Here is a 21,244-nt window from a genome sequence, read left to right as displayed (position 1 = left end):
CTTTTTTTTATAAATCCTACTAAGAATTCCTTTTCTTTATATCACTCCACCATATTATGTAGGTTCACTTCATTCGGTGAGTTTTCCTACGTACTTAATAAAAAAAGCCCAAGCAAGTTGAAACTCGCCTGGTCTTTTTGCCTTTTTGGGTAATTATTCTTCATCCTGAACATCAATAATAATCATATCAGAGCCTATTTTTTTAATATGCTGCCAAGGAACCCTAATTTCTTCCCCCTGTTTTCGAAACCCAAACCATTTAATAGAAGGTATTAGCAGCGCCTGAATTTGGCCAGTTCCTTCATTAATTTCTAAATCTGTTTGTCCTAGTACACCAAGTCGTTCTGCCTTTTTTACATCCACGATTTCTTTCCCGCTTAATTCGCTTAATCTCAAGTGCAAACGCCCCCTTCCTTCCCCCTTAATATTAGTTTATAAAAGGAAGTCCATATTTAGACTAAGAAAAGCAGCAGTGCTCAAGAGTAAATTGTACCGCTAAAAAAGAGGTATCCATTTAATGGAATACCTCTTCTCATTAAGCCAGTTTATTTGGAAATTCTCCGTCAGGACTTATTAAAGTAACGGAATACTTATCGGTAAAGACCTTTCTGCCCATTTCATCCACACTATTTTTCGTTACGGCATCAATCTGATCGATAATCTCATCAAGCGAACGATGACGTTTTAATAATAATTCATTTTTTCCATTACGACTCATCCGGCTATTTGTGCTTTCAAGACTAAGCATCAAGCTGCCTTTAAGCTGCTCTTTACTATTGGTTAATTCCCTTTCAGTAATCCCATCTCGCTTTAATGTATCAAGTGTTTCTTGGATGGTTTCAAATAATACATTTAGCTGTTTTGCACCTGTTCCTCCATAAACCGTTACAATCCCACTATCCTGATATGCAGAATGATAGGAGAATACTGAGTAGGCTAAGCCTCTTTGTTCACGAACCTCTTGAAACAACCTTGAGCTCATGCTGCCGCCTAAGATATTATTTAATGTAATTAAGCTGTAAATCTCTTCATGCCCCACCTTTAATCCTTCAAAGCCTATACATAAATGGGCCTGTTCCGTTTCTTTTTTTCGTGAAATTTGATTGGAATGAAAGGTTGGAATATTTTCAGTTGCTTGTTTGTTACCACCTTGATATGATCCGAAATATTTTTCTACCTCTTTAATAAAAGTATCAGATACATTCCCAGCAATGGAAATTACTACATTTTCCGGAGTGTATCTTTCATGTATATATTCTTTTAAAGTTTGGCTAGTAAATGTATTAAGTGTTTCTTCTGTACCGAGGATAGGGTATCCAAGCGGGTGCTCTCCAAAAACAGCTCTGCTTAATAAATCATGGACGATATCATCTGGTGTATCTTCATACATTTTTATCTCTTCTAAAACTACATTTCTCTCTTTATTAAGCTCTTCTTCCACAAATGTTGAGTTAAAGAACATATCAGCAAGTACATCCAGTGCAAATTGAGAATGTGTATCAAGCACTTTAGCATAATAGCAAGTATATTCTTTTGAGGTAAAAGCATTCACTTGTCCGCCAATGCTATCAAAGGATTCGGCTATTTCCTTTGCCGACCTGGTCGTGGTACCTTTAAAGAACATGTGCTCGAGAAAATGAGAAATACCATTGTTCTCGGGATTCTCATCTCTAGAACCAGTACCAATCCAAACACCGATTGCTACCGAACGTACGGTAGGAATATTTTCTAAGACAATTCTTACTCCATTTTGGCATGTGTATTTATTAATCAATCGACTTCCTCCAGTCTATTACAAACGCTGCTACTACTCCAACTATCATTATACTTATAATGTGGTATTTTCTCCAATTTTCAGTATTTCTTACACACAATTATTATTGCTTAACTCTTTGTTCACTCATTAACTCAGAAACAGTGCCGATTTCTAAGTTTTTTTGTTTGATTTGAGTTATTAGCCGATCCAGCGATTTTGCAGTGGATTCAGTTGGATGCATAAGAACCATTGAACCTTTATCAATTTTTGACATTACACGAGAGATGAGCGCATCAGGGGACGGTTTTCTCCAGTCAATCGTATCTACAGTCCACATTACAGTCTTCATGTTTAATTCATCCGCTACTTTAATGGTTTCATCCCGATAACTACCGCTAGGCGGAGCAAACCAAACACATTTTTCACCTGTTGCTGCTTCAATAATTTCATTGGTTTTCACCATTTGTTCTCTGGCTCTCTCCGCTGTTAGCTTCTTCATATCTGGGTGTGAATAGGAATGATTTCCTACTTCGTGCCCTGAACTGACAATCATTTTAGCAAGATCGGGATTATTTTTAACCCAATTACCTTCAAGAAAAAAACTTGCAGTTACATTATGTCTCTTAAGGACAGCAAGTATCTCTGATAAATATTCATTTCCCCACGCTACATTAATAATAAACGTTACCATCGGTTTATCCGGGTGCCCCTTATAGATAGGAGCTGGCGGTAAATCCTCGAGGTGGACTTTGGGCTTTGTCTCTGTATAGACAAGTTTTTTTTCATCAAAAATACCTTTTTTTTTCATATTTTTATATGAAGCTGTAATGTCAACCATAAGCCCATTATAGCCAGGAATAGCTTTCCAGACCTTATCAATTGTCGCATCTTTAGCAGGTATTTCGTATGTATGGGCATTTTTTATAATGCTTTGATAAAGAGGGTCTGACTCTTTTACAGCAGGCAGAACTGTTTCCCTTTTTAAGGTTAAAAATTTGTTTACAAAGGGATTACTTACAGCGATCCAACCTGCTATACAAATAAAAATAATGATATAAACCTTTTTCATTTACAATTCCCCCTTTCCATACAGATTATGTATAAAAAGGACAAGGTAGAACAAAGAGGTTTAAATGTGCAATTAGTACTTTAGGACAAAAAATAGACTTTCCATACGGAAAAAGCCAGGGTGAGGACCCTGGCTTTCCAAACAGCTTCTTATTATTTGTTTTCTTCTGCCTTTTCGCGTTGTTCCTTTAAGACAGCTTTACGGGAAAGGTTTACACGACCCTGTTTATCAATTTCAGTAACTTTTACTAAAAGCTCGTCTCCGATTTTTATAACATCTTCGACTTTACCAACACGTTCTTCGGCAAGTTCAGAAATATGAACGAGACCATCTTTACCAGCAAAGATTTCTACGAAGGCACCAAACTTTTCAATTCGTTTTACCTTACCAAGATATAATTCGCCTACTTGCACTTCACGAACAATATCTTCAATAATTTTCTTTGCCTTTTGGTTCATTTCTTGATTGGTTGAAGCAATAAATACAGTACCATCCTGCTCAATATCAATTTTAACGCCAGTTTCCTCAATAATTTTATTAATTTGTTTTCCGCTTGGTCCAATGACATCACGAATTTTATCTGGATTAATGGTCATTGTTAAGATTTTCGGCGCAAACTGTGAAAGTTCTTCTCTTGGTTCAGAAATTGTTGCTAACATGGAATCCAAGATATGCATTCTGCCAACCTTTGCCTGTTGAAGGGCTTCTTCTAAAATCTCACGAGATAAGCCTTCAATTTTAATATCCATTTGAAGTGCGGTGACACCTTTAGCCGTACCAGCCACTTTAAAATCCATATCTCCTAAATGATCTTCCATTCCTTGAATATCAGATAACACGGTATAGTGCTCACCTGATTTTACAAGACCCATGGCAATCCCAGCTACTGGAGCTTTGATTGGTACACCAGCATCCATCATCGCTAAGGTACTAGCACAAATACTCGCCTGTGAAGTAGACCCATTTGATTCAAGCACTTCAGATACAAGACGAATCGTATAAGGGAAATCCTTTTCAGACGGAACAATCGGTTCAAGTGCTCGTTCACCAAGAGCACCATGACCAATTTCACGACGTCCTGGACCACGAATTGGGCCAGTTTCACCCACACTGAATTGAGGAAAATTGTAATGGTGCATGAAACGCTTTTCTTCCTCAATTCCAAGACCATCTAGAATTTGTACATCACCCATGGCACCTAAAGTACAAATGCTAAGGGCTTGGGTTTGTCCACGAGTGAAAAGTCCAGAACCGTGTGTACGTGGTAAAATACTTACTTGTGAAGAAAGAGGACGAATTTCATCGATCTTCCGACCATCTGGACGAACCTTCTCCACAGTAATTAAACGACGGACTTCACCTTTAACAATCTTGTCCAAAATTTGCTTCACTTGTTTCAGATCTTCATCGGTTGCTTCTTGTTCTTCGTATTTAGCAATTACGCGGTTTTTCACTTCTTTAATGGCATCTTCCCGGGCATGCTTCTCTTGAACCTGAATGGCAGTGACCATATCAGCTTCACACATTTCTCTCACTTCAACCTCAAGCTCTTTATCAATTTCATAAAGAGTAATTTCTCTTTTTGGTTTGCCAATTTCTGCGACGATTTTTTCTTGAAATTCAATTAGACGTTTAATCTCATCATGACCAAACATGATGGCTTCAAGCATTGTTTCTTCAGGAACCTCTAAAGCACCTGCTTCTACCATGTTGATAGCATCTTTTGTACCAGCAACAGTTAAGTGGATATCACTTTTTTCTGCTTGCTCAACAGTTGGATTAATAACAAATTCATTGTTAACGCGCCCTACAACAACACCTGCAATCGGTCCTTCAAATGGGATATCTGAAGTACTTAGTGCTAATGATGAGCCGAACATGGCAGACATTTCTGTTGAACAATCCTGATCGACGCTCATAACAATACTAATAACTTGGACATCATTACGGAATCCATCCGCAAATAACGGCCGAATAGGTCTGTCAATAAGTCTGCTTGCTAAAATAGCTTTTTCACTTGGGCGACCCTCACGTTTAATAAAACCACCTGGGATTTTACCAACAGCATACAATCTCTCTTCATAGTTAACTGTTAATGGGAAAAAGTCTAAATTTTTTGGTTCCTTCGAAGCAGTTGCTGTACTCAGTACGGCAGTATCTCCATAGCGAACTAATACTGCTCCGTTTGCTTGTTTGGCTAATTGTCCAATTTCGACAGTTAATTTACGGCCAGCCCAAACGATGGAATACTCATGTTTCAATTGTTCCATATTCTTACCCCTCTCTATCTAAATCACTTAGGAGGATGATGCGAAAGTTACACTTTCGCTAATCTCATCATACTAAATCAAACTTTTATAAAAAAGCCTTAAAAAGCTTATGTTATCAATACAAATCACCTTAATAGTATGCACAAAAAAATCCTGACTTAAAAATATGTATGAAAAATTCTTTATTTTGCTAATTGCTTTTTAACCTAATAAAAAAGCGGGAATAATCCCGCTTCTGTAAACTAACGACGTAGACCAAGCTTATTAATTAACACACGGTAACGTTGAACGTCTTTGTTACGTAGGAATGTTAAAAGATTACGACGTTTACCAACCATTTTCAAAAGACCGCGACGTGAGTGGTGATCTTTCTTATGAGTACGTAAGTGCTCATTCAAATTGTTGATTGATTCTGTAAGGACAGCGATTTGAACTTCTGCAGATCCAGTGTCGCTTTCATGAGTTTTAAACTCATTGATAAGTTCATTTTTACGTTCTTGAGTGATTGCCATCCGGATTCACCTCCTAAAATTTACAAATCCCCTGATACCGAGCAAACGTTGGTGATTCGTTTTGCCAAGTAGAGGTTATTTTTAATACGTTAATAAGAATACAACTTTTTACTCCAAAAAGCAAGGCTATAAAGAAGTTTATTGTAGGAAATTGCCTTTAAAATGCTAAAATGACGAAGATTGTTGAATTCCCGCTCCACATAACCTACTCATTAAAATAAACGAGTGAATTTTGTTTATCTCGTTCAATTTGTGCGACTAGTTCTTCAATCCCGGAAAACTTTTGTTCCTTCCGTAAGTGAAGATGCCATTCAATGGTCACTTCTTCTCCGTAGATATCTTCATTAAAATCGAACAAGTGAACCTCAACAGAAGGATGTAATGCTTCCTTATTAAAGGTAGGTTTATAGCCAATATTACAAACTCCATTGTACCATGTGTCATTAACTTTCATTCTAACAGCATAAACACCTAATGGTGGAATAATATAATCATCAAATAAATCTACATTTGCCGTTGGAAAACCAATCGTCCTGCCCCGTTTATCCCCATGAATGACAATACCTGATGTCGTATAATACCGACCTAAAAGAGATATTAGTTCGTTTGTTTTTCCATCTTTAAGCAAAGAGCGAATTCTTGTTGAACTAACTTTTTCATTTCCTTGGGTAAACTTTGGAACAACTGTATAAGAAAATTTATTTCTAGAATGAAATGGCAAAGTTTCCATTGTTCCCTTTCCCATTCGTCCATAGGTAAAATCAAAACCAGCCACGACATGCTTTACGTTAAGTCCAATCACATATTGGTCTATAAATTCTTGAGGAAGTAGATTAGCAAAGTCTGCACTAAAATTGATAATGAATAAATAATCGATACCAAGTTCCTCAATAATTTTAATTTTTTCTGTTAATGGGGTAATATATTGAATCTGCTTGTCTGTTCTTCCTAATACCACTGAAGGATGCGGATCAAAAGTCATGACCGCACTCTTAGTTCCTTCTTCTTCAGCTTGTCTTTTCGCTTCAAGTATGACTTGTTGATGGCCACGGTGAACCCCATCAAAGTAGCCCAGCGCCATTGCCATTGGCGGATACTCATTACTTGATTTATTATTAATTTTAAGCCTAATTACGTCCAAAAGAAACTCACCTTTTCTATACCGTACCTTTTTCATCAAGATCATTTCTTAACACCTTAACAGGTTTAAATAGATCTGGCTTATTTGGATGCTTTGCATAAATAGCAAGCGCCATTCCATCTTCCGTTTCAGCGATAATCGGTCCGTTACTGGTTTTTAAATGTTCAGGCATTTGTAATAATGCGCCATTTTTCACTTTCTCTGCTACTTTATCATTAATTATCAATTTCGGCAAATGAGAAAGTGCTGACTCTAATGGTCTTAATACACTTGAAATGGTTCCAGCTTCCATGTGTTCTTCAATCTCATCGAAGGTCAAACAATCCTCCAATGAATAAGAGGCAGATTGAACTCTTTGTAAGTAGGACATATGTGCGGGATAACCAAGCATTTCGCCAATCATTACCGCTAAGGTCCGAATATAAGTACCTTTACTGCAACTAACCTTAAACTTAAATTTTATTGTTTCACCACTAAATTCATTTCGATCGTCTAAAAGCTCAATTGAATAAATCGTTATTTTTCTAGTTGGCCTCTCAACCTCTATTCCTTTCCGAGCGTATTCATACAGTCGGACTCCACCCACTTTTACTGCGGAGAACATTGGCGGTGTTTGTTCAATCTCGCCTGTTAAAGACTGAAATACTTGGAGAATCTCCTCACGATGAATAACCCTCGTTACTGGTTCTCGAGCAACCGTTTCACCTGAAGCATCTTCCGTCGTTGTGGTATAGCCAATTGTAACTTCTCCTTCGTATGCCTTTCCAGCATCAGTTATGTATTCAGCAACTTTGGTTGCTTTCCCAATACAAATTGGTAGAACTCCAGTGACGTCTGGGTCTAATGTACCCGTATGTCCTACTTTTTTGGTCTTTAATATTTTCCGTAACCGAAAGACACAATCATGTGATGTTAACCCAGCTGGTTTTAATAAGGGTAGTATCCCTTCCACAAAATAACCTCCAATCTAAAAAAAGGATAGACATATGTCTATCCAGTTATTCTTCTTCCCTTTTTTCTAAAGGCTTTTCATCCTTATGCAATTGATGAAGAAGTGTATCGATTCGATTCCCGTAATCGATGGATTCATCCCATTCAAAGATGATCTCAGGTGTTTTACGAAGGCGAATACGGTGACCAATTTCAGTCCGAATAAAGCCTTTTGCTTTGGCCAGCCCTTTTAGGGTATTTTCCCTTTGCTCTTCATCACCTAGTACGGAAATATATACTTTAGCTTGTTGCAAATCACCTGTTACTTCCACATCGGTAACCGTTACAAAACCAATCCGAGGGTCTTTGATTTTACGGCCGATGATGTCACCAAGTTCTTTTTTCATTTGTTCTCCGACACGATTTGCTCTGTGGCTCATTACATTCACCTCTTAACTTAAAGCCATTCAATCTCGGTGATCGTTCTCTCTATTTCTGGAAATGAGTCGATAAATTTCAACGCATTATTCAACTCATGTTCAGTGTTAACTCGAGTGGACGTCACGACAACGATCGCAATTTTTGTTCGTTGCCAGACATCCTGAAAACCAACTTCTGCAACAGAAACATTATATTTCTGTTTTAAACGAGTAAGAATTCGCTGCAAAACAGCTCGTTTCTCTTTTAAAGAATGCGCATCATAAATCATACATTCGCATTCAGCTGCACCGATAATCATTTCCGTTCAATTTCTTCCATTACATATGCTTCAATGATGTCTCCTTCTTTTACATCATTAAAGTTTTTAATGGTAATACCGCATTCATAACCTTGGGCCACTTCTTTTACATCATCTTTAAAACGTTTTAATGCATCTATATTTCCTTCAAACGTAACCACACCGTTACGAATTAAACGAATACCGCTGTCTCTGGTAATTTTACCATCGGTTACATACGAACCAGCAATTGTACCAACCTTTGATACCTTGAATGTCTGGCGAACTTCTGCCTGACCAATAATCTTCTCTTGGAATTCGGGATCAAGCATCCCTTTCATGGCTGCTTCAATTTCTTCGATTACTTTATAGATTATGCGGTGAAGACGTACATCGACTTTCTCTGCTTCTGCGGCACGTTTTGCATTCACATCAGGTCGGACGTTAAAACCGATGACAATGGCATTAGACGCAGCAGCAAGACTAATATCCGACTCATTAATGGCACCTGCACCACTATGAATTATTTTGATATTAACACCTTCCACATCTATTTTTTGCAATGAAGCAGCAACAGCTTCAGCAGAACCTTGAACATCAGCTTTTAAGATGATATTAAGATCCTTCATTTCGCCTTGCTTCAATTGATCAAATAGTGTTTCAAGACTCACAATGGATTTTTCACCACGTTGAGCAACCAATGCAGTTTGCGCACGGGCTTCCCCAACTTGTCGAGCTGTTTTTTCATCTTCAAATACAACGAATCGGTCTCCTGCTTGCGGCACGTCATTTAATCCCGTGATTTCAACCGGGGTTGATGGACCTGCTTCCTTTACTCGGCGTCCTTTGTCATTTACCATCGCACGGACACGTCCATATGTGTTGCCGACTACAATCGGATCACCTATTTTTAATGTACCGTTTTGAACTAATAAGGTTGCTACGGATCCACGACCTTTATCCAATTGTGCTTCGATAACTGTGCCAACGGCTTTACGATTAGGATTCGCTTTATATTCTTCTACTTCACTAACGAGTAAAATCATTTCAAGAAGGGTGTCAATACCTTCCCCCGTTTTTGCAGATAGCGGTACAAAGATAGTATCTCCACCCCATGCTTCTGATACTAATCCATGTTCAGTTAATTCCTGCATCACACGGTCGGCATTTGCAGCTTCTTTATCCATTTTATTAACAGCTACAATAATTGGTACCTCAGCTGCTTTAGCATGGTTAATTGCCTCTACTGTTTGTGGCATAACCCCATCATCCGCTGCAACTACTAGGATGGTAATATCGGTGATTTTTGCACCACGAGCACGCATGGTTGTAAATGCAGCGTGTCCTGGTGTATCAAGGAAGGTTATTTTTTTGCCATTTTCAACTACTTGGTAGGCACCAATGTGCTGGGTAATTCCTCCTGCTTCACCTTCTGTAACCTTTGTGTTACGGATGGAATCCAGCAAAGTTGTTTTACCGTGGTCAACGTGACCCATAATTGTTACTACAGAAGGCCTTTCAACAAGAGTCTCCTCTGAATCTTCTGTAAAGTATACTTCAAGGTCAGTTGTATCCACCTTAATTTCTTCTTCAACCTCAACACCATACTCGCTTGCAATCAATTCAATCGCATCTTTATCTAAAACTTGGTTAATTGTAGCCATTACTCCAAGTAAAAAGAGCTTCTTAATAATTTCTGAAGGCTCGCGATAAATCTTTTTCGCTAATTCACCTACAGTTAGAGATTCACTGAAAGTAATTTTCGCTGGAAGCTCCTTCTGTTTTTTAATCTGAGGTTGTTGTGTTTGCTGAACAGGCGTATGAGCCTTTTTCTTATTTTTATTATTATTATTATTACGATTTTGATTATTATTATAAGGTCTAGCCTTTGCTTTATCAGCATTGTTGAAAACCTTATTTTCTTTTGATTGATTTTCCTGGTTTTGCTTTTTGCCTTCGACCGTCTTTGGAGGAGAAACAACTTTCACCTTACTAGGAGCGGCATTTTTATCAGCAGCTTCTTCAAATGCCTTAGGGGTTTTCGTCTGTACTTGCGGTCTTTGCGCTGACTGAGCAGGTCTTTGGGTTTGACGTTGCTGCTGTTGACCAGTTGGACGAGAGTTTGTTCGTTGCTGCTGTCCATTTTGGGTATTCTCTGGTTTTTGCTGCGGTGCATTATTTTGTTTGTTGAATGTTGCGTCAAGCTTTTTTACTTCTGCGTCTTCTATTGTTGCCATATGATTGGAGACCTCTATATTCATTTCTTTTAGTTTTGTGATGATTTCTTTACTTGAAATGTTGTGTTTTTTTGCATACTCATATACACGTATTTTACTCATCTTTTCACCCCCGCTAGATTTAATCGAGCAACGTTACCATTTTTTTAGCAAATCCATCATCCAGTACAGCTACAACAACGCGGGCTTCTTTGCCAATCGCCTGGCCAAGAAGATGACGATTTTCCACCATTTTAAATGGAACCTCATACGAATTACATTTATCAGTAATTTTTTTTGTCGTATTTGCAGAAGCATCTGCGGATAATAAAATGAGCCGCGCTTTTCCGCTTTGAATCTGCTTCACGGTGAGCTCCTCACCCGATATGATTTTACGTGCTCGATTGGCCAAGCCAAGTAATGACATCCATTGATTATCTCTCATGTGGATAGTCAATTCTCCTTCTCTATAAGCTCAAGTAGCTCTTCGTATAACGAATCATTAATAGAAACCTGTAAGTGATTAGATAGGGTATTTTTTTTCTTGGCAAGTAAGACAGCTTCCTTGTCCTTTGAAAGGTAGGCACCCCTTCCGGATTTCTTCCCCGTAAGGTCGATGGATACATCCCCTTCTTTTGAGCGAACGATGCGAACTAATTCTTTTTTCGGCTTCATTTCGCCAGTTGCTACACACTTACGCATAGGAACTTTTTTCTTAGGGTTCACTCATCTTCACCTCACTTTTTAGTCCAACTCTTCTTCATAATCAAAATCATTTTCAACTTGATCATCGAAAAGTCTAATCGTTTCTTCACGTGGATAAATACCAATGTCACGTGCTTCAGTTTCTGATTTAATATCAATTTTCCAACCTGTTAATTTCGCTGCTAAGCGGGCGTTTTGTCCACGTTTCCCAATCGCTAAAGATAGTTGATAATCAGGAACAACAACGGTAGTTGCTTTTTCATTTTCATTAACCATTACATCTAAGACTTTAGATGGGCTAAGAGAATTCGCAACGAAAATGACCGGGTCAGCTGACCACTTAACAATATCTATTTTTTCACCTTTTAATTCATTAACCACAGCTTGAACCCTTGCTCCTTTGGGTCCAACACAAGAACCGACTGGGTCTACCTCTGAATTGTCAGAGTGAACAGAGATTTTCGAGCGATCCCCTGCTTCACGGGCAACAGATTTAATTTCTACTGTACCGTCATAAATTTCCGGAACTTCAATTTCAAACAATCGCTTTAAAAGACCTGGATGTGTCCGAGATACAAATATCTGCGGTCCCTTAGTGGTTTTTTCTACTTTTGTAATAAAAACTTTAATTCGGTCATGCGGTTTATACCGTTCATTAGGCATTTGCTCATTTACTGGAAGTAATGCCTCGATTTTACCAAGGCTTACATAAATAAATTTTGAGTCCAACCGTTGAACAATTCCAGTCATAATATCTTCTTCACGGTCAATAAATTCTGAATAAATGATTCCACGTTCAGCTTCTCTGACACGCTGAGTTACTACCTGCTTTGCTGTTTGAGCTGCAATCCGCCCAAAATCTTTAGGAGTGACCTCCATTTCGACAACATCTTCGACCTGGTAATTTGGAGAGATTTGTCTTGCGTCCTCTAAGGAAATTTCTAGACGCGGGTCAAATACTTGATCAACCACTTCTTTTCTAGCAAAAACACGCATCGACCCATTTTTTAGGTTTAAATCGATCCGAACATTCTGGGCCTGATTAAAATTACGGCGATATGCCGAAATAAGTGCGGCTTCAATGGCATCTATTAATACTTCTCTGGAAATGCCTTTTTCTCTTTCCAGTATTGTAAGAGCATCTAATAATTCGCTGCTCATCTTTGTGTATCCCCCTATCTAAACTATAATTTCACTACGAAAAAGTTACGGCTAATCGTGCGTTTGCTACCTTTTCATAGGGTATTTCGATTATTTTTTTTCGGGTTTTTATCTTCATCTCAATTTTTAAATATTGTCCATCAAATTCCAATAATTTTCCTTCAAAGCTTTTTTCGCCATCGAAAGGTTCATATGTTTTGATAAAGACGTTTTTCCCGATTGCCCTTTGGAAGTCTTTATCCTTTTTTAATGGACGCTCTGCCCCAGGTGAAGAAACTTCTAGAAAATAGTTATGGGGAATCGGATCAAGCTCATCGAGTTTTTCGCTGAGTTTTTCGCTAACGAGTCCGCAATCTTCAATATCAACACCGTTGTCTTTATCGATATAGACACGAAGAAACCAGCTTTTCCCTTCCTTCACATATTCAACTTCCACAAGTTCTATACCAAGTTCTTGAAAAATAGGTGTAGCCAGTTCTTCTACAACTTCCGTTACCTTGCTCATGCTTTACCTCCTTTTCCGATAATAATTTCACCCATATTGTATGTAGTTCACGGAAAGTTTTATCAAGTTACTAAAAAACTCTCATGAGTTTTAACCCGAATCCAATCATTTTAAAGGGTTATTATGAGGCTCTGCCCCTTTTCCTCTTTGAAAAAAGTTGTATACAAAAACGAAAGAGCGGGTTTCCCCACTCTTGATCACGAGAGTATTTCTTAGTATTTCCATTAAAACTATACCATAACCATCCTATTTATGCAAATGGCTTCGCCGTTTGTCAAGTATTTTCCTATTTAAAACAACGATAACTGGTTTTGCTCTGGAAGGGAGGCAAGACATCCTTGCTTGTCTAAATATTCAAGAATCGTCTTAGATACCTTTCCACGCTGCTGCAAATCTTCTTTGGATAAAAATTCTCCTGATTGTCGTGCATTAACAATATTGAAGGCCGCGTTTGTTCCTAGGCCTGGGATTGAATTAAACGGCGGTATTAAGGTATTCCCTTCAATAGTGAATTCAGAAGCAGATGACTTATATAAATCATAGTTTTGGAACACAAAGCCTCTTTGAGTCATTTCTAAAGCAAGTTCTAAGACCGTTAATAGGTTTTTCTCTTTGTTTGATGCTTCTAACCCTTTAGCATTGATTTCCTCAATTTTTGCCCGAATGGCCTCTGGTCCGCGTGACATGGCTTCGATATCAAAGTCTTCCGCACGAACCGTAAAATAAGCCGCGTAATAAAGCAATGGTAAATGCACCTTGAAGTAAGCAATTCTAACTGCCATAAGTACATAGGCAGCGGCATGGGCTTTAGGGAACATATACTTGATCTTCTTACAAGAGTCAATGTACCATTCTGGTACCTCATTTTTCCTCATCTCTGCTTCCATCTCTTCACTTAGGCCTTTACCCTTACGTACGGATTCCATAATTTTAAAAGCAAACGATGGATCAAGTCCCTGATAAATTAGGTAGACCATGATATCATCACGGCAGCCAATTACTTCACTAAGGTTACAAGTTTGATTATGAATTAATTCCTGGGCATTCCCAAGCCATACATCGGTACCATGCGATAGTCCCGATATTTGAACAAGTTCAGAAAAGGTTGTTGGCTTCGTATCCTCAAGCATTTGACGTACAAAGCGCGTACCAAATTCAGGAATCCCTAGTGTTCCAGTTTTACACATAATTTGTTCTTCTGTTACCCCTAATGATTCTGTACCGCTAAATATTTTCATTACTTCAGGATCGTCGGTAGGAATCGTTTTGGGATCCATTCCACTAAGGTCCTGAAGCATCCGAATAACAGTCGGGTCGTCATGCCCCAGAATATCAAGCTTTAAAACATTATCATGGATGGAATGGAAGTCGAAATGTGTTGTCTTCCACTCTGAATTCCGATCATCTGCTGGGAATTGAATTGGCGAAAAATCATAAACATCCATATAATCAGGGATTACGATAATTCCGCCTGGATGCTGACCTGTGGTCCTTTTTACACCCGTACAGCCTGAAGCTAGACGTTCTACTTCGGCACCACGCAGTTGAAGGTTGTTATCCTGTTGGTAGGCCTTTACATATCCAAACGCGGTTTTATCTGCAACCGTTCCAATCGTTCCTGCACGATAAACATATTCTTCACCAAAAAGAACCTTAGTGTAATTATGGGCCCTAGGCTGATATTCACCTGAAAAGTTCAAATCAATATCGGGAACTTTGTCTCCTTTAAATCCTAGGAATGTTTCGAATGGAATATCATGTCCATCCTTATGATACTTTCCACCGCATTGCGGGCAATCTTTATCAGGTAAATCAAATCCAGAACCTACAGACCCATCATTAAAGAACTCTGAGTGCTTACAGGCAGGACAGACATAATGAGGCGGCAGAGGATTTACTTCGGTAATCTCTGTCATCGTTGCAACAAGTGATGAGCCGACAGATCCCCGGGAGCCAACAAGGTAACCATCATCCAATGATTTTTTTACTAACTTGTGTGAAATCAAATAGATAACGGCAAATCCATGCCCAATAATACTCTTCAATTCTTTTTCTAACCGCGCCTCGACAATTTCGGGTAAATTATCACCGTATATTTTCCGAGCCATTGCATAACTCATTTCACGCATTTCTTCATCGGCACCTTCAATTTTCGGTGTATATAAATCATCTTTAATTGGTTTAATAACTTCAATCATATCTGCAATTTTGTTCGTATTGGTGACGACGATTTCTTTTGCCTTTTCTTTTCCAAGAAATGAAAATGCATCAAGCATTTCATTGGTTGTTCTAAAGTGAACATCTGGTAATTCATGCCGGTTGAGCGGATTTGCTCCACCTTGTGAGTTAATTAATATTTTCCGATAAATTTTATCATTTTCGTTTAGGTAATGAACATTTCCAGTGGCAACAACTGGAAGACCTAATTTATCACCAAGATTAACGATTTTGGCAATAATATCTTCCATTGCTTTTTCATCACTTACCAATTCCATTTCAATCAATGGGGCATTGACTTCTTTTGGCATAACCTCAAGATAATCATAAAAGCGAGCTGCGCTTTCGACTTCCTCAGGGGATTTTTGCATCATCCCTTCAAATACTTCACCTTTGTTACATCCTGAGCCCACTAGAATTCCCTCTCTGTATTTTTGGAGTACGGATCTAGGTAATCTAGGCACTCGATAGAAGTATTCGATGTGGGAAATAGATACCAGTTTAAATAGATTTTTTAACCCCGCCTGGGTTTGGGCTAACAGTGTACAATGATATGGCCGTGCTCGTTGATAAGCATTGCCTTTACCCATATTGTCATTAAATTGGTCATGATACTCAATTTGTTTTTCAAACGAATCTTTTAACATTTTCAAAAGTAAATATCCGGTCGCCTCAGCATCATAAATAGCACGGTGATGCTGGGTTAATTCGATATCAAATTTCTTAGCCAGTGTATTTAATCGATGGTTTTTCAACTCTGGGTAAAGGAATCGGCCAAGTTCAAGCGTATCAATAACTGGATTACTGGCCTTTTCAAAGCCTATTTTTTTATAGCCAACATTTAAGAACCCCATATCAAAGGACGCATTATGAGCGACAAGAACAGCATCCCCCGCCCACTCTTTAAAGTTCCGGAGAACTTCCTCTATTTCAGGAGCTGTTTGCACCATATCATCGGTAATTCCAGTGAGGTTAATGGTGGTAGCCGATAAACGATGATGCGGATTGGCAAATGATTCAAACCGGTCAATGATCTCCCCATCATGGATTTTCACGGCGGCAAGTTCAATAATTGTGTTATAAACAGCTGAGAGTCCGGTTGTTTCAACGTCAAATACAACATAGGTATCCTCTGCTAGAAGACGGTGGGCATCATTATAAGCAATTGGTACCCCATCATCTACTAAATTCACTTCAACACCATAAAGAATTTTTATATCATTCTTCTTCCCTGCACCATATGCTTCAGGAAACGATTGGGCACCGGCATGGTCGGTTACGGCTATTGCTTTATGACCCCATTTTTTCGCCTGAGCAATCAACGCACTAACAGGAGTTACAGCATCCATTTGACTCATTGGTGTATGAAGATGGAGTTCCACTCGTTTTTCATCCTCTGGTGCCGTATCCTTTCGACCTACTGGTTTTATTTCATTGATATCATTTCCAATCATAACTAGATCACGAACAAAGGTATCATTTTGGATGCTTCCGCGAACCTTTACCCACATCCCCTTCTTAACAAGTTGAAATAGGGCGGCGTCCTCTTTGTCCCGCGAAAACATTTTAACCATAATCGAGCTTGTATAATCGGTAATTTTAAATGTTAGCAAGGAACGTCCACTCCGCAGTTCACGGATCTCCGCATCAAAGATATACCCTTCCACCGCAATTCTTCTTTCTTCATCGACAATATCAATCAGAGTGCGGAAGTCGTTATTATCCTTAATCGTAAGACCAATGGTAAGCGGCCCAGATGGTACTTCACCAGAACCAGAATCCTTTTCAGCTTCTTTCTTCTGTAGTTCCACCATTGCTTGAAGTCCACGTTCTTGGTCTTCTTTCTGCTTTGCAAGTAAAAACTTTTGGTATTCTTCATTGGTTTCTACATTTTTCAATTCTGTCTCAATTGTTAAATTTGGAAATCCAAACGATTGATAAATCTTTGAGATAGTCTCTGCATATTTCCGCTTTAATGCAGATCCCTCGGTATCGTTACGAACAGAAATGGTTAGTTTATTACCGTTCACTTCGGGAAGTTGTTCATGTAACAGTTTTAAAAGCGGCGGGGCAATCCCATCGATTTGTTGAATAGTGTAACTCCAATAATCTCTTATTAATTCGGTTGAAATCGATTGATTAGTTACACCGATATGGTAAGTAACCGTGGCAATGTTGGAAAAGGTTCTTTCAAGCTGTGATGTAAAAAGAACATATATGTTATAAGGTAGGATATTATCGAATAAAAAATGAAAATGCCAATTTCTCGACTTTTTTTCCACCAATAATCTTTCAATTTGCGCATTGTGGAAATGCGCCACTACAGCATCCTCAATCAATTGCAGCTGCTGGAGCAGGAGTTGGAATCGCTCTTTTTTGCCTTGGGCATGTTCGCTCATCGTTCTCTCTCCCATCTATAAAAAATTACTATCTATATCTCGTCAAAGAGTAATTATATCACACGAGTAGAAATGATTCGGGATAATTCGACAGAAAAAATTCTCCAATTGAGATTTTAAAGCGTAAGCGGCCTGGTCAGCGGCGTATGGCCTCCTCGAAAGAGCTAACGCTCTTTATTCGTGCGATGCTTATGCTGCCGAAGCCTTCCTTGTGGAGCACTCCAACTGAGATAAAGGAAACANNTTGACTTATCGTAGGGCGGAGAGCGAAGGACACTAGCAGTTAGGGCGCTGGAGCCAGACAGTAAACTAAGTTTATTAGCTTTAAAACAATTGAAGGGACCGTATCAACGGCCCCTTCAATTTGTTAAATTTTGTAATTACAAGAAAAACCTTTGAATGTCATTCCAAGTGACGACAAGCATGAGGAGCATTAAAAGGGCGAATCCAATAAAATGAACCATACCTTCTTTTTGACGATCAATCGGCTTACCTCTAACAGCCTCGACAGCAAAAAACATTAATCTCCCACCATCAAGAGCAGGAATTGGCAAGAGGTTCATAATCCCTAAGTTAATGCTTAAAATTCCAGCCCATTTCATTAAATAATAAATACCAGATTTAGCAACAGAATCAGTCGCTTGATAGATTCCAACTGGACCAGATAGAGCATCAATAGAAAATTGACCTGTCACTAGTTTTCCTACCATCACAAATATTTGCTTCGTCCAGAAATAGGTTTCTGTGAAACCTGCTTTAATCGCTTGAATCGGTGACTTTTCGACAGGACTATATACGCCAATCAGTCCAATTTTCTTACCTTCAACCGTTTTTTCAATCGGAGTTACGGTAATGTCTAAATCCTTGTTGTCACGACGGATTGAAAAATCAAGTTTTTCATTTGGATTTTTGCGGATGACCTCAACGACATCAGACCAACTGGTAATTTCTGAACCATTTATGGTCTGGATAAAATCACCCTTTTTAAGACCTGCAGCCATTGCTGCCCCATCAGGAGTGATTTCACCTAACTTAGGCTCATTGGTAGGGACCCCTTGGATAAAGGCAATAATAATAAAGACAATAAATGCAAGTACAAAATTCATCATTGGACCGGCAAAAATAGCCATCGTTCTTTGGGCTAAAGTTTTAGAGCCGAATTGACGGTCAATTGGAGCAATCTGTGATTCTATTCCATTTTCAACAATAACTGCTTTTGGATCAATGATAAAAGTCTTTAATTCTTCGGATTCATCATCAGGAAAGCCTTTAATAATTAAATCCTTTTCTATATCTGCATATTCCACTTCAACCACTCGGGAATTGGGAAACTTCTCTTTATTGTTTAAGATAATTTTATTTACCTTTTCATGATTATCAAACAACAGCCCAATTCGATAACCAGGCTTTATTTCAATCATTTCTGGGTCTTCGCCGGCCATTCGGACAAAACCGCCAATCGGTAATAAGCGAATGGTATAGGTTGTCTCCCCTTTTTTATGGGAAAATACCTTTGGACCAAAACCAATTGCAAATTCTCGGCATAAAATACCGGCCCTTTTTGCGAAAATCAAATGACCTAATTCATGAAAGAATACAAGTGCGCCAAAAATCACAATAAAGGCAATAACTGTAGTCAAAATAAAACCACCTTTTTTTATAGGAGTGAAGTTACATACTCTCTTGTTTCTTTGTCAATCTCTTGGATTGCCACCAGGCTTGGATGAGTGGTAATTTGGTGGGTAGCTAATGCCTTTTCAATCAAATCTTCAATTTGCAAGAAACGAATTTTCCCTGCTAAAAAAGCTGCTACGGCCACTTCATTAGCTGCATTCAATACGGTGGGCATTGAACCGCCTATTTTCCCAGCTTCATAGGCAAATCCAAGACAGCGGAATCTTGCGATATCCATTTCCTCAAAATGTAATTTACCAATATTCGCCAAATCCAATCGCTTTGATGTTGGCAATGGCATTCGATCAGGATAGGTAAGTGCATATTGAATTGGAACCCTCATATCTGGTGTACCAAGCTGGGCGATGATACTGCTGTCATGAAATTCAACCATTGAATGGATGATACTTTCTTTATGAAGCAATACGTCAATTTTTTCATAAGGTATATCAAAAAGCCAGTGTGCCTCAATCACTTCTAAACCCTTATTCATCATAGATGCTGAATCAATGGTGATTTTGGCCCCCATCGACCAATTTGGATGATTTAACGCTTGTTCTACAGTCACATTCTTTAATTCTTGCCTTGAGAAATCACGAAAACTGCCACCAGAAGCGGTGAGTATTAATCTTTCAATATTTTTTTCTTTTTCCCCCTGCAAAGCTTGAAAAATGGCAGAATGTTCACTATCGACAGGAAGGAGTGGTACATTATTTCTTCTAGCAGCATCGATTACTAAATGCCCAGCAGTAACAAGGGTTTCTTTATTCGCGATTGCGATGACTTTCCCACACTCAATCGCTTGCAGGGTTGGATTTAAACCCACACTTCCAAGTACAGCATTGACGAGGACTTCTGCTTTTTCAAAAACCGCTGTCTCCATTAGTCCTTCCAAACCAAAAGTAAATTTTATCGAAGGAAATTCTGCTTTTAATGTATTACAGTCCTGATAGTCTTGTACAGAAACAAGCTCAGGTTTAAATTCAACAATTATTTTGCGAGCTAAATCAATATTTTTACCGACAGAGATTGCCGTTAAATTAAATTCTGTAGGATGTTCACGAATAATATCCAGTGTTTGGGTGCCAATTGATCCTGTTGCGCCCAATAAACTTATGTTTTTCAATAAAGTCAACTCCTAAATATGAAAAGCATGCCCTTTATACCCAAAGATGAAACAGATGTAACAAGGGCCACACAAATAATAGACTGTCAAATCGATCAAGGATTCCTCCATGACCTGGTAAGATCTTACCGGAGTCTTTGACATTAAAATGACGTTTGAAAGCCGATTCAACTAAGTCACCGATTTGTCCAAAAATCGATAGGACCACGGTTATTCCCATTAATGATAATATTCCAACGTTTATGTTAGAAAAGATTGCAAAGAGCACTGCAACCAGAACAGCACAGACAACGCCGCCAACGGAGCCTTCCACCGTTTTATTAGGGCTAATATCGGGCCATAGCTTGGTTTTACCAAGCGCTTTTCCAATAAAATAGGCACCTGAATCAGTGGCCCAAATCATAAACAAGGAATACAAGATAAAGACAAGACCACCTTCCTGTCTCGTTTCGAAGAAAAAGGAAAAACCAATCCCTACATAAATGGCAGATAGAATTGAAAACGATGCATCTTCAAAGGTAAATTGATTCTTAGTTATGACAGTAAAAGTTAATAACAGTAGGATTAAAGCAAAACAGATCTCAATTTTAGAGTAATAAAAGGCGTCTAAAATGTGATAATATTTCTCAGGGAAAAGCAGGACCCATAGAAATAAAACAGATAATACTCCATTTATTGAAAAGATATTAAGTTTTTTCATTTTCATTAATTCATACAAACCGATTGTTGCTAAAAAGTAGGTGAGCAATACCATTGGAAGTCCACCAAAGTAAACAATTGGTAAAAAAAGTGCAGCTGCTATGACTCCTGTTATGATTCTTTGCTTCATTTATTATTTCAACACC

Annotated in this window: 18 protein-coding genes; all 18 read right to left on the bottom strand. The window is 38.5% G+C overall.

Features of this window, described 5'->3' with window-relative positions; translation table 11 throughout:
- Window positions 1–153: 153 nt before the first annotated feature.
- The 18 genes from V7121_RS05265 to V7121_RS05180 all read right to left on the bottom strand — a co-directional run bounded on the left by V7121_RS05265 (window position 154) and on the right by V7121_RS05180 (window position 21,228).
- Window positions 154–396 (bottom strand): YlmC/YmxH family sporulation protein, encoded by a 243-nt coding sequence (locus V7121_RS05265; protein ID WP_335495504.1) that lies wholly within the window; start codon window positions 394–396, stop codon window positions 154–156.
- Between the two features lie 139 nt (window positions 397–535).
- Complete coding sequence (locus tag V7121_RS05260; protein ID WP_335495506.1) at window positions 536–1,774, bottom strand: M16 family metallopeptidase; 1,239 nt, start codon at window positions 1,772–1,774, stop codon at window positions 536–538.
- A 103-nt stretch (window positions 1,775–1,877) separates the two neighbouring features.
- A complete protein-coding gene (locus tag V7121_RS05255; protein ID WP_335495508.1) occupies window positions 1,878–2,825 on the bottom strand; it encodes a polysaccharide deacetylase family protein in 948 nt (315 codons plus the stop codon).
- Window positions 2,826–2,977: 152 nt separating this feature from the next.
- A complete protein-coding gene (gene pnp, locus V7121_RS05250) occupies window positions 2,978–5,095 on the bottom strand; it encodes a polyribonucleotide nucleotidyltransferase (protein WP_335495510.1) in 2,118 nt (705 codons plus the stop codon).
- Between the two features lie 242 nt (window positions 5,096–5,337).
- Window positions 5,338–5,607, bottom strand: coding sequence for a 30S ribosomal protein S15 (rpsO, locus tag V7121_RS05245; protein WP_026566475.1), 270 nt, complete (start codon window positions 5,605–5,607; stop codon window positions 5,338–5,340).
- 205 nt (window positions 5,608–5,812) lie between these two features.
- Window positions 5,813–6,748, bottom strand: a complete 936-nt coding sequence (gene ribF, locus V7121_RS05240) for a bifunctional riboflavin kinase/FAD synthetase (RefSeq protein WP_420490561.1) — start codon at window positions 6,746–6,748, stop codon at window positions 5,813–5,815.
- A gap of 16 nt (window positions 6,749–6,764) precedes the next feature.
- Window positions 6,765–7,700, bottom strand: a complete 936-nt coding sequence (gene truB / locus V7121_RS05235; RefSeq protein ID WP_335495512.1) for a tRNA pseudouridine(55) synthase TruB — start codon at window positions 7,698–7,700, stop codon at window positions 6,765–6,767.
- 46 nt (window positions 7,701–7,746) lie between these two features.
- Window positions 7,747–8,118 (bottom strand): 30S ribosome-binding factor RbfA, encoded by a 372-nt coding sequence (gene rbfA / locus V7121_RS05230; RefSeq protein ID WP_026566472.1) that lies wholly within the window; start codon window positions 8,116–8,118, stop codon window positions 7,747–7,749.
- Window positions 8,119–8,135: 17 nt separating this feature from the next.
- Complete coding sequence (locus tag V7121_RS05225) at window positions 8,136–8,417, bottom strand: DUF503 domain-containing protein (protein ID WP_335495513.1); 282 nt, start codon at window positions 8,415–8,417, stop codon at window positions 8,136–8,138.
- On the bottom strand, window positions 8,414–10,735 hold the full coding sequence (gene infB, locus V7121_RS05220) for a translation initiation factor IF-2 (protein ID WP_335495514.1): 2,322 nt from the start codon (window positions 10,733–10,735) through the stop codon (window positions 8,414–8,416). The genes V7121_RS05225 and infB overlap by 4 nt, the downstream gene beginning before the upstream one ends.
- Window positions 10,736–10,754: 19 nt before the next feature.
- On the bottom strand, window positions 10,755–11,057 hold the full coding sequence (locus V7121_RS05215; RefSeq protein WP_335495515.1) for a YlxQ family RNA-binding protein: 303 nt from the start codon (window positions 11,055–11,057) through the stop codon (window positions 10,755–10,757).
- An 8-nt stretch (window positions 11,058–11,065) separates the two neighbouring features.
- The gene (gene rnpM, locus V7121_RS05210; protein WP_335495516.1) at window positions 11,066–11,338 is read right to left on the bottom strand and encodes an RNase P modulator RnpM; all 273 of its coding nucleotides are present in this window, start codon (window positions 11,336–11,338) and stop codon (window positions 11,066–11,068) included.
- Window positions 11,339–11,356: 18 nt separating this feature from the next.
- Entirely contained in the window at window positions 11,357–12,478 is a 1,122-nt protein-coding gene (gene nusA, locus V7121_RS05205) for a transcription termination factor NusA (protein ID WP_335495517.1), read from the bottom strand.
- Between the two features lie 34 nt (window positions 12,479–12,512).
- Window positions 12,513–12,983 carry a ribosome maturation factor RimP gene (gene rimP / locus V7121_RS05200; protein ID WP_335495518.1) on the bottom strand — a complete coding sequence of 157 codons (471 nt, stop codon included), beginning with the start codon at window positions 12,981–12,983 and terminating at the stop codon, window positions 12,513–12,515.
- A 290-nt stretch (window positions 12,984–13,273) separates the two neighbouring features.
- Window positions 13,274–17,599, bottom strand: a complete 4,326-nt coding sequence (locus V7121_RS05195) for a PolC-type DNA polymerase III (RefSeq protein WP_335495520.1) — start codon at window positions 17,597–17,599, stop codon at window positions 13,274–13,276.
- Between the two features lie 380 nt (window positions 17,600–17,979).
- Window positions 17,980–19,239, bottom strand: coding sequence for an RIP metalloprotease RseP (gene rseP, locus V7121_RS05190; RefSeq protein ID WP_335503664.1), 1,260 nt, complete (start codon window positions 19,237–19,239; stop codon window positions 17,980–17,982).
- 17 nt (window positions 19,240–19,256) lie between these two features.
- On the bottom strand, window positions 19,257–20,399 hold the full coding sequence (gene dxr, locus V7121_RS05185; RefSeq protein ID WP_335503668.1) for a 1-deoxy-D-xylulose-5-phosphate reductoisomerase: 1,143 nt from the start codon (window positions 20,397–20,399) through the stop codon (window positions 19,257–19,259).
- Window positions 20,400–20,433: 34 nt separating this feature from the next.
- Window positions 20,434–21,228, bottom strand: coding sequence for a phosphatidate cytidylyltransferase (locus V7121_RS05180; protein ID WP_335545919.1), 795 nt, complete (start codon window positions 21,226–21,228; stop codon window positions 20,434–20,436).
- Between the last annotated feature and the right edge of the window lie 16 nt (window positions 21,229–21,244).

The organism is Neobacillus drentensis (assembly GCF_036962125.1).
Lineage (GTDB): Bacteria > Bacillota > Bacilli > Bacillales > Cytobacillaceae > Neobacillus > Neobacillus drentensis_B.
Note: the sequence above shows the minus strand (reverse complement) of the source record. Positions and strands in the feature narration are given on the sequence as shown.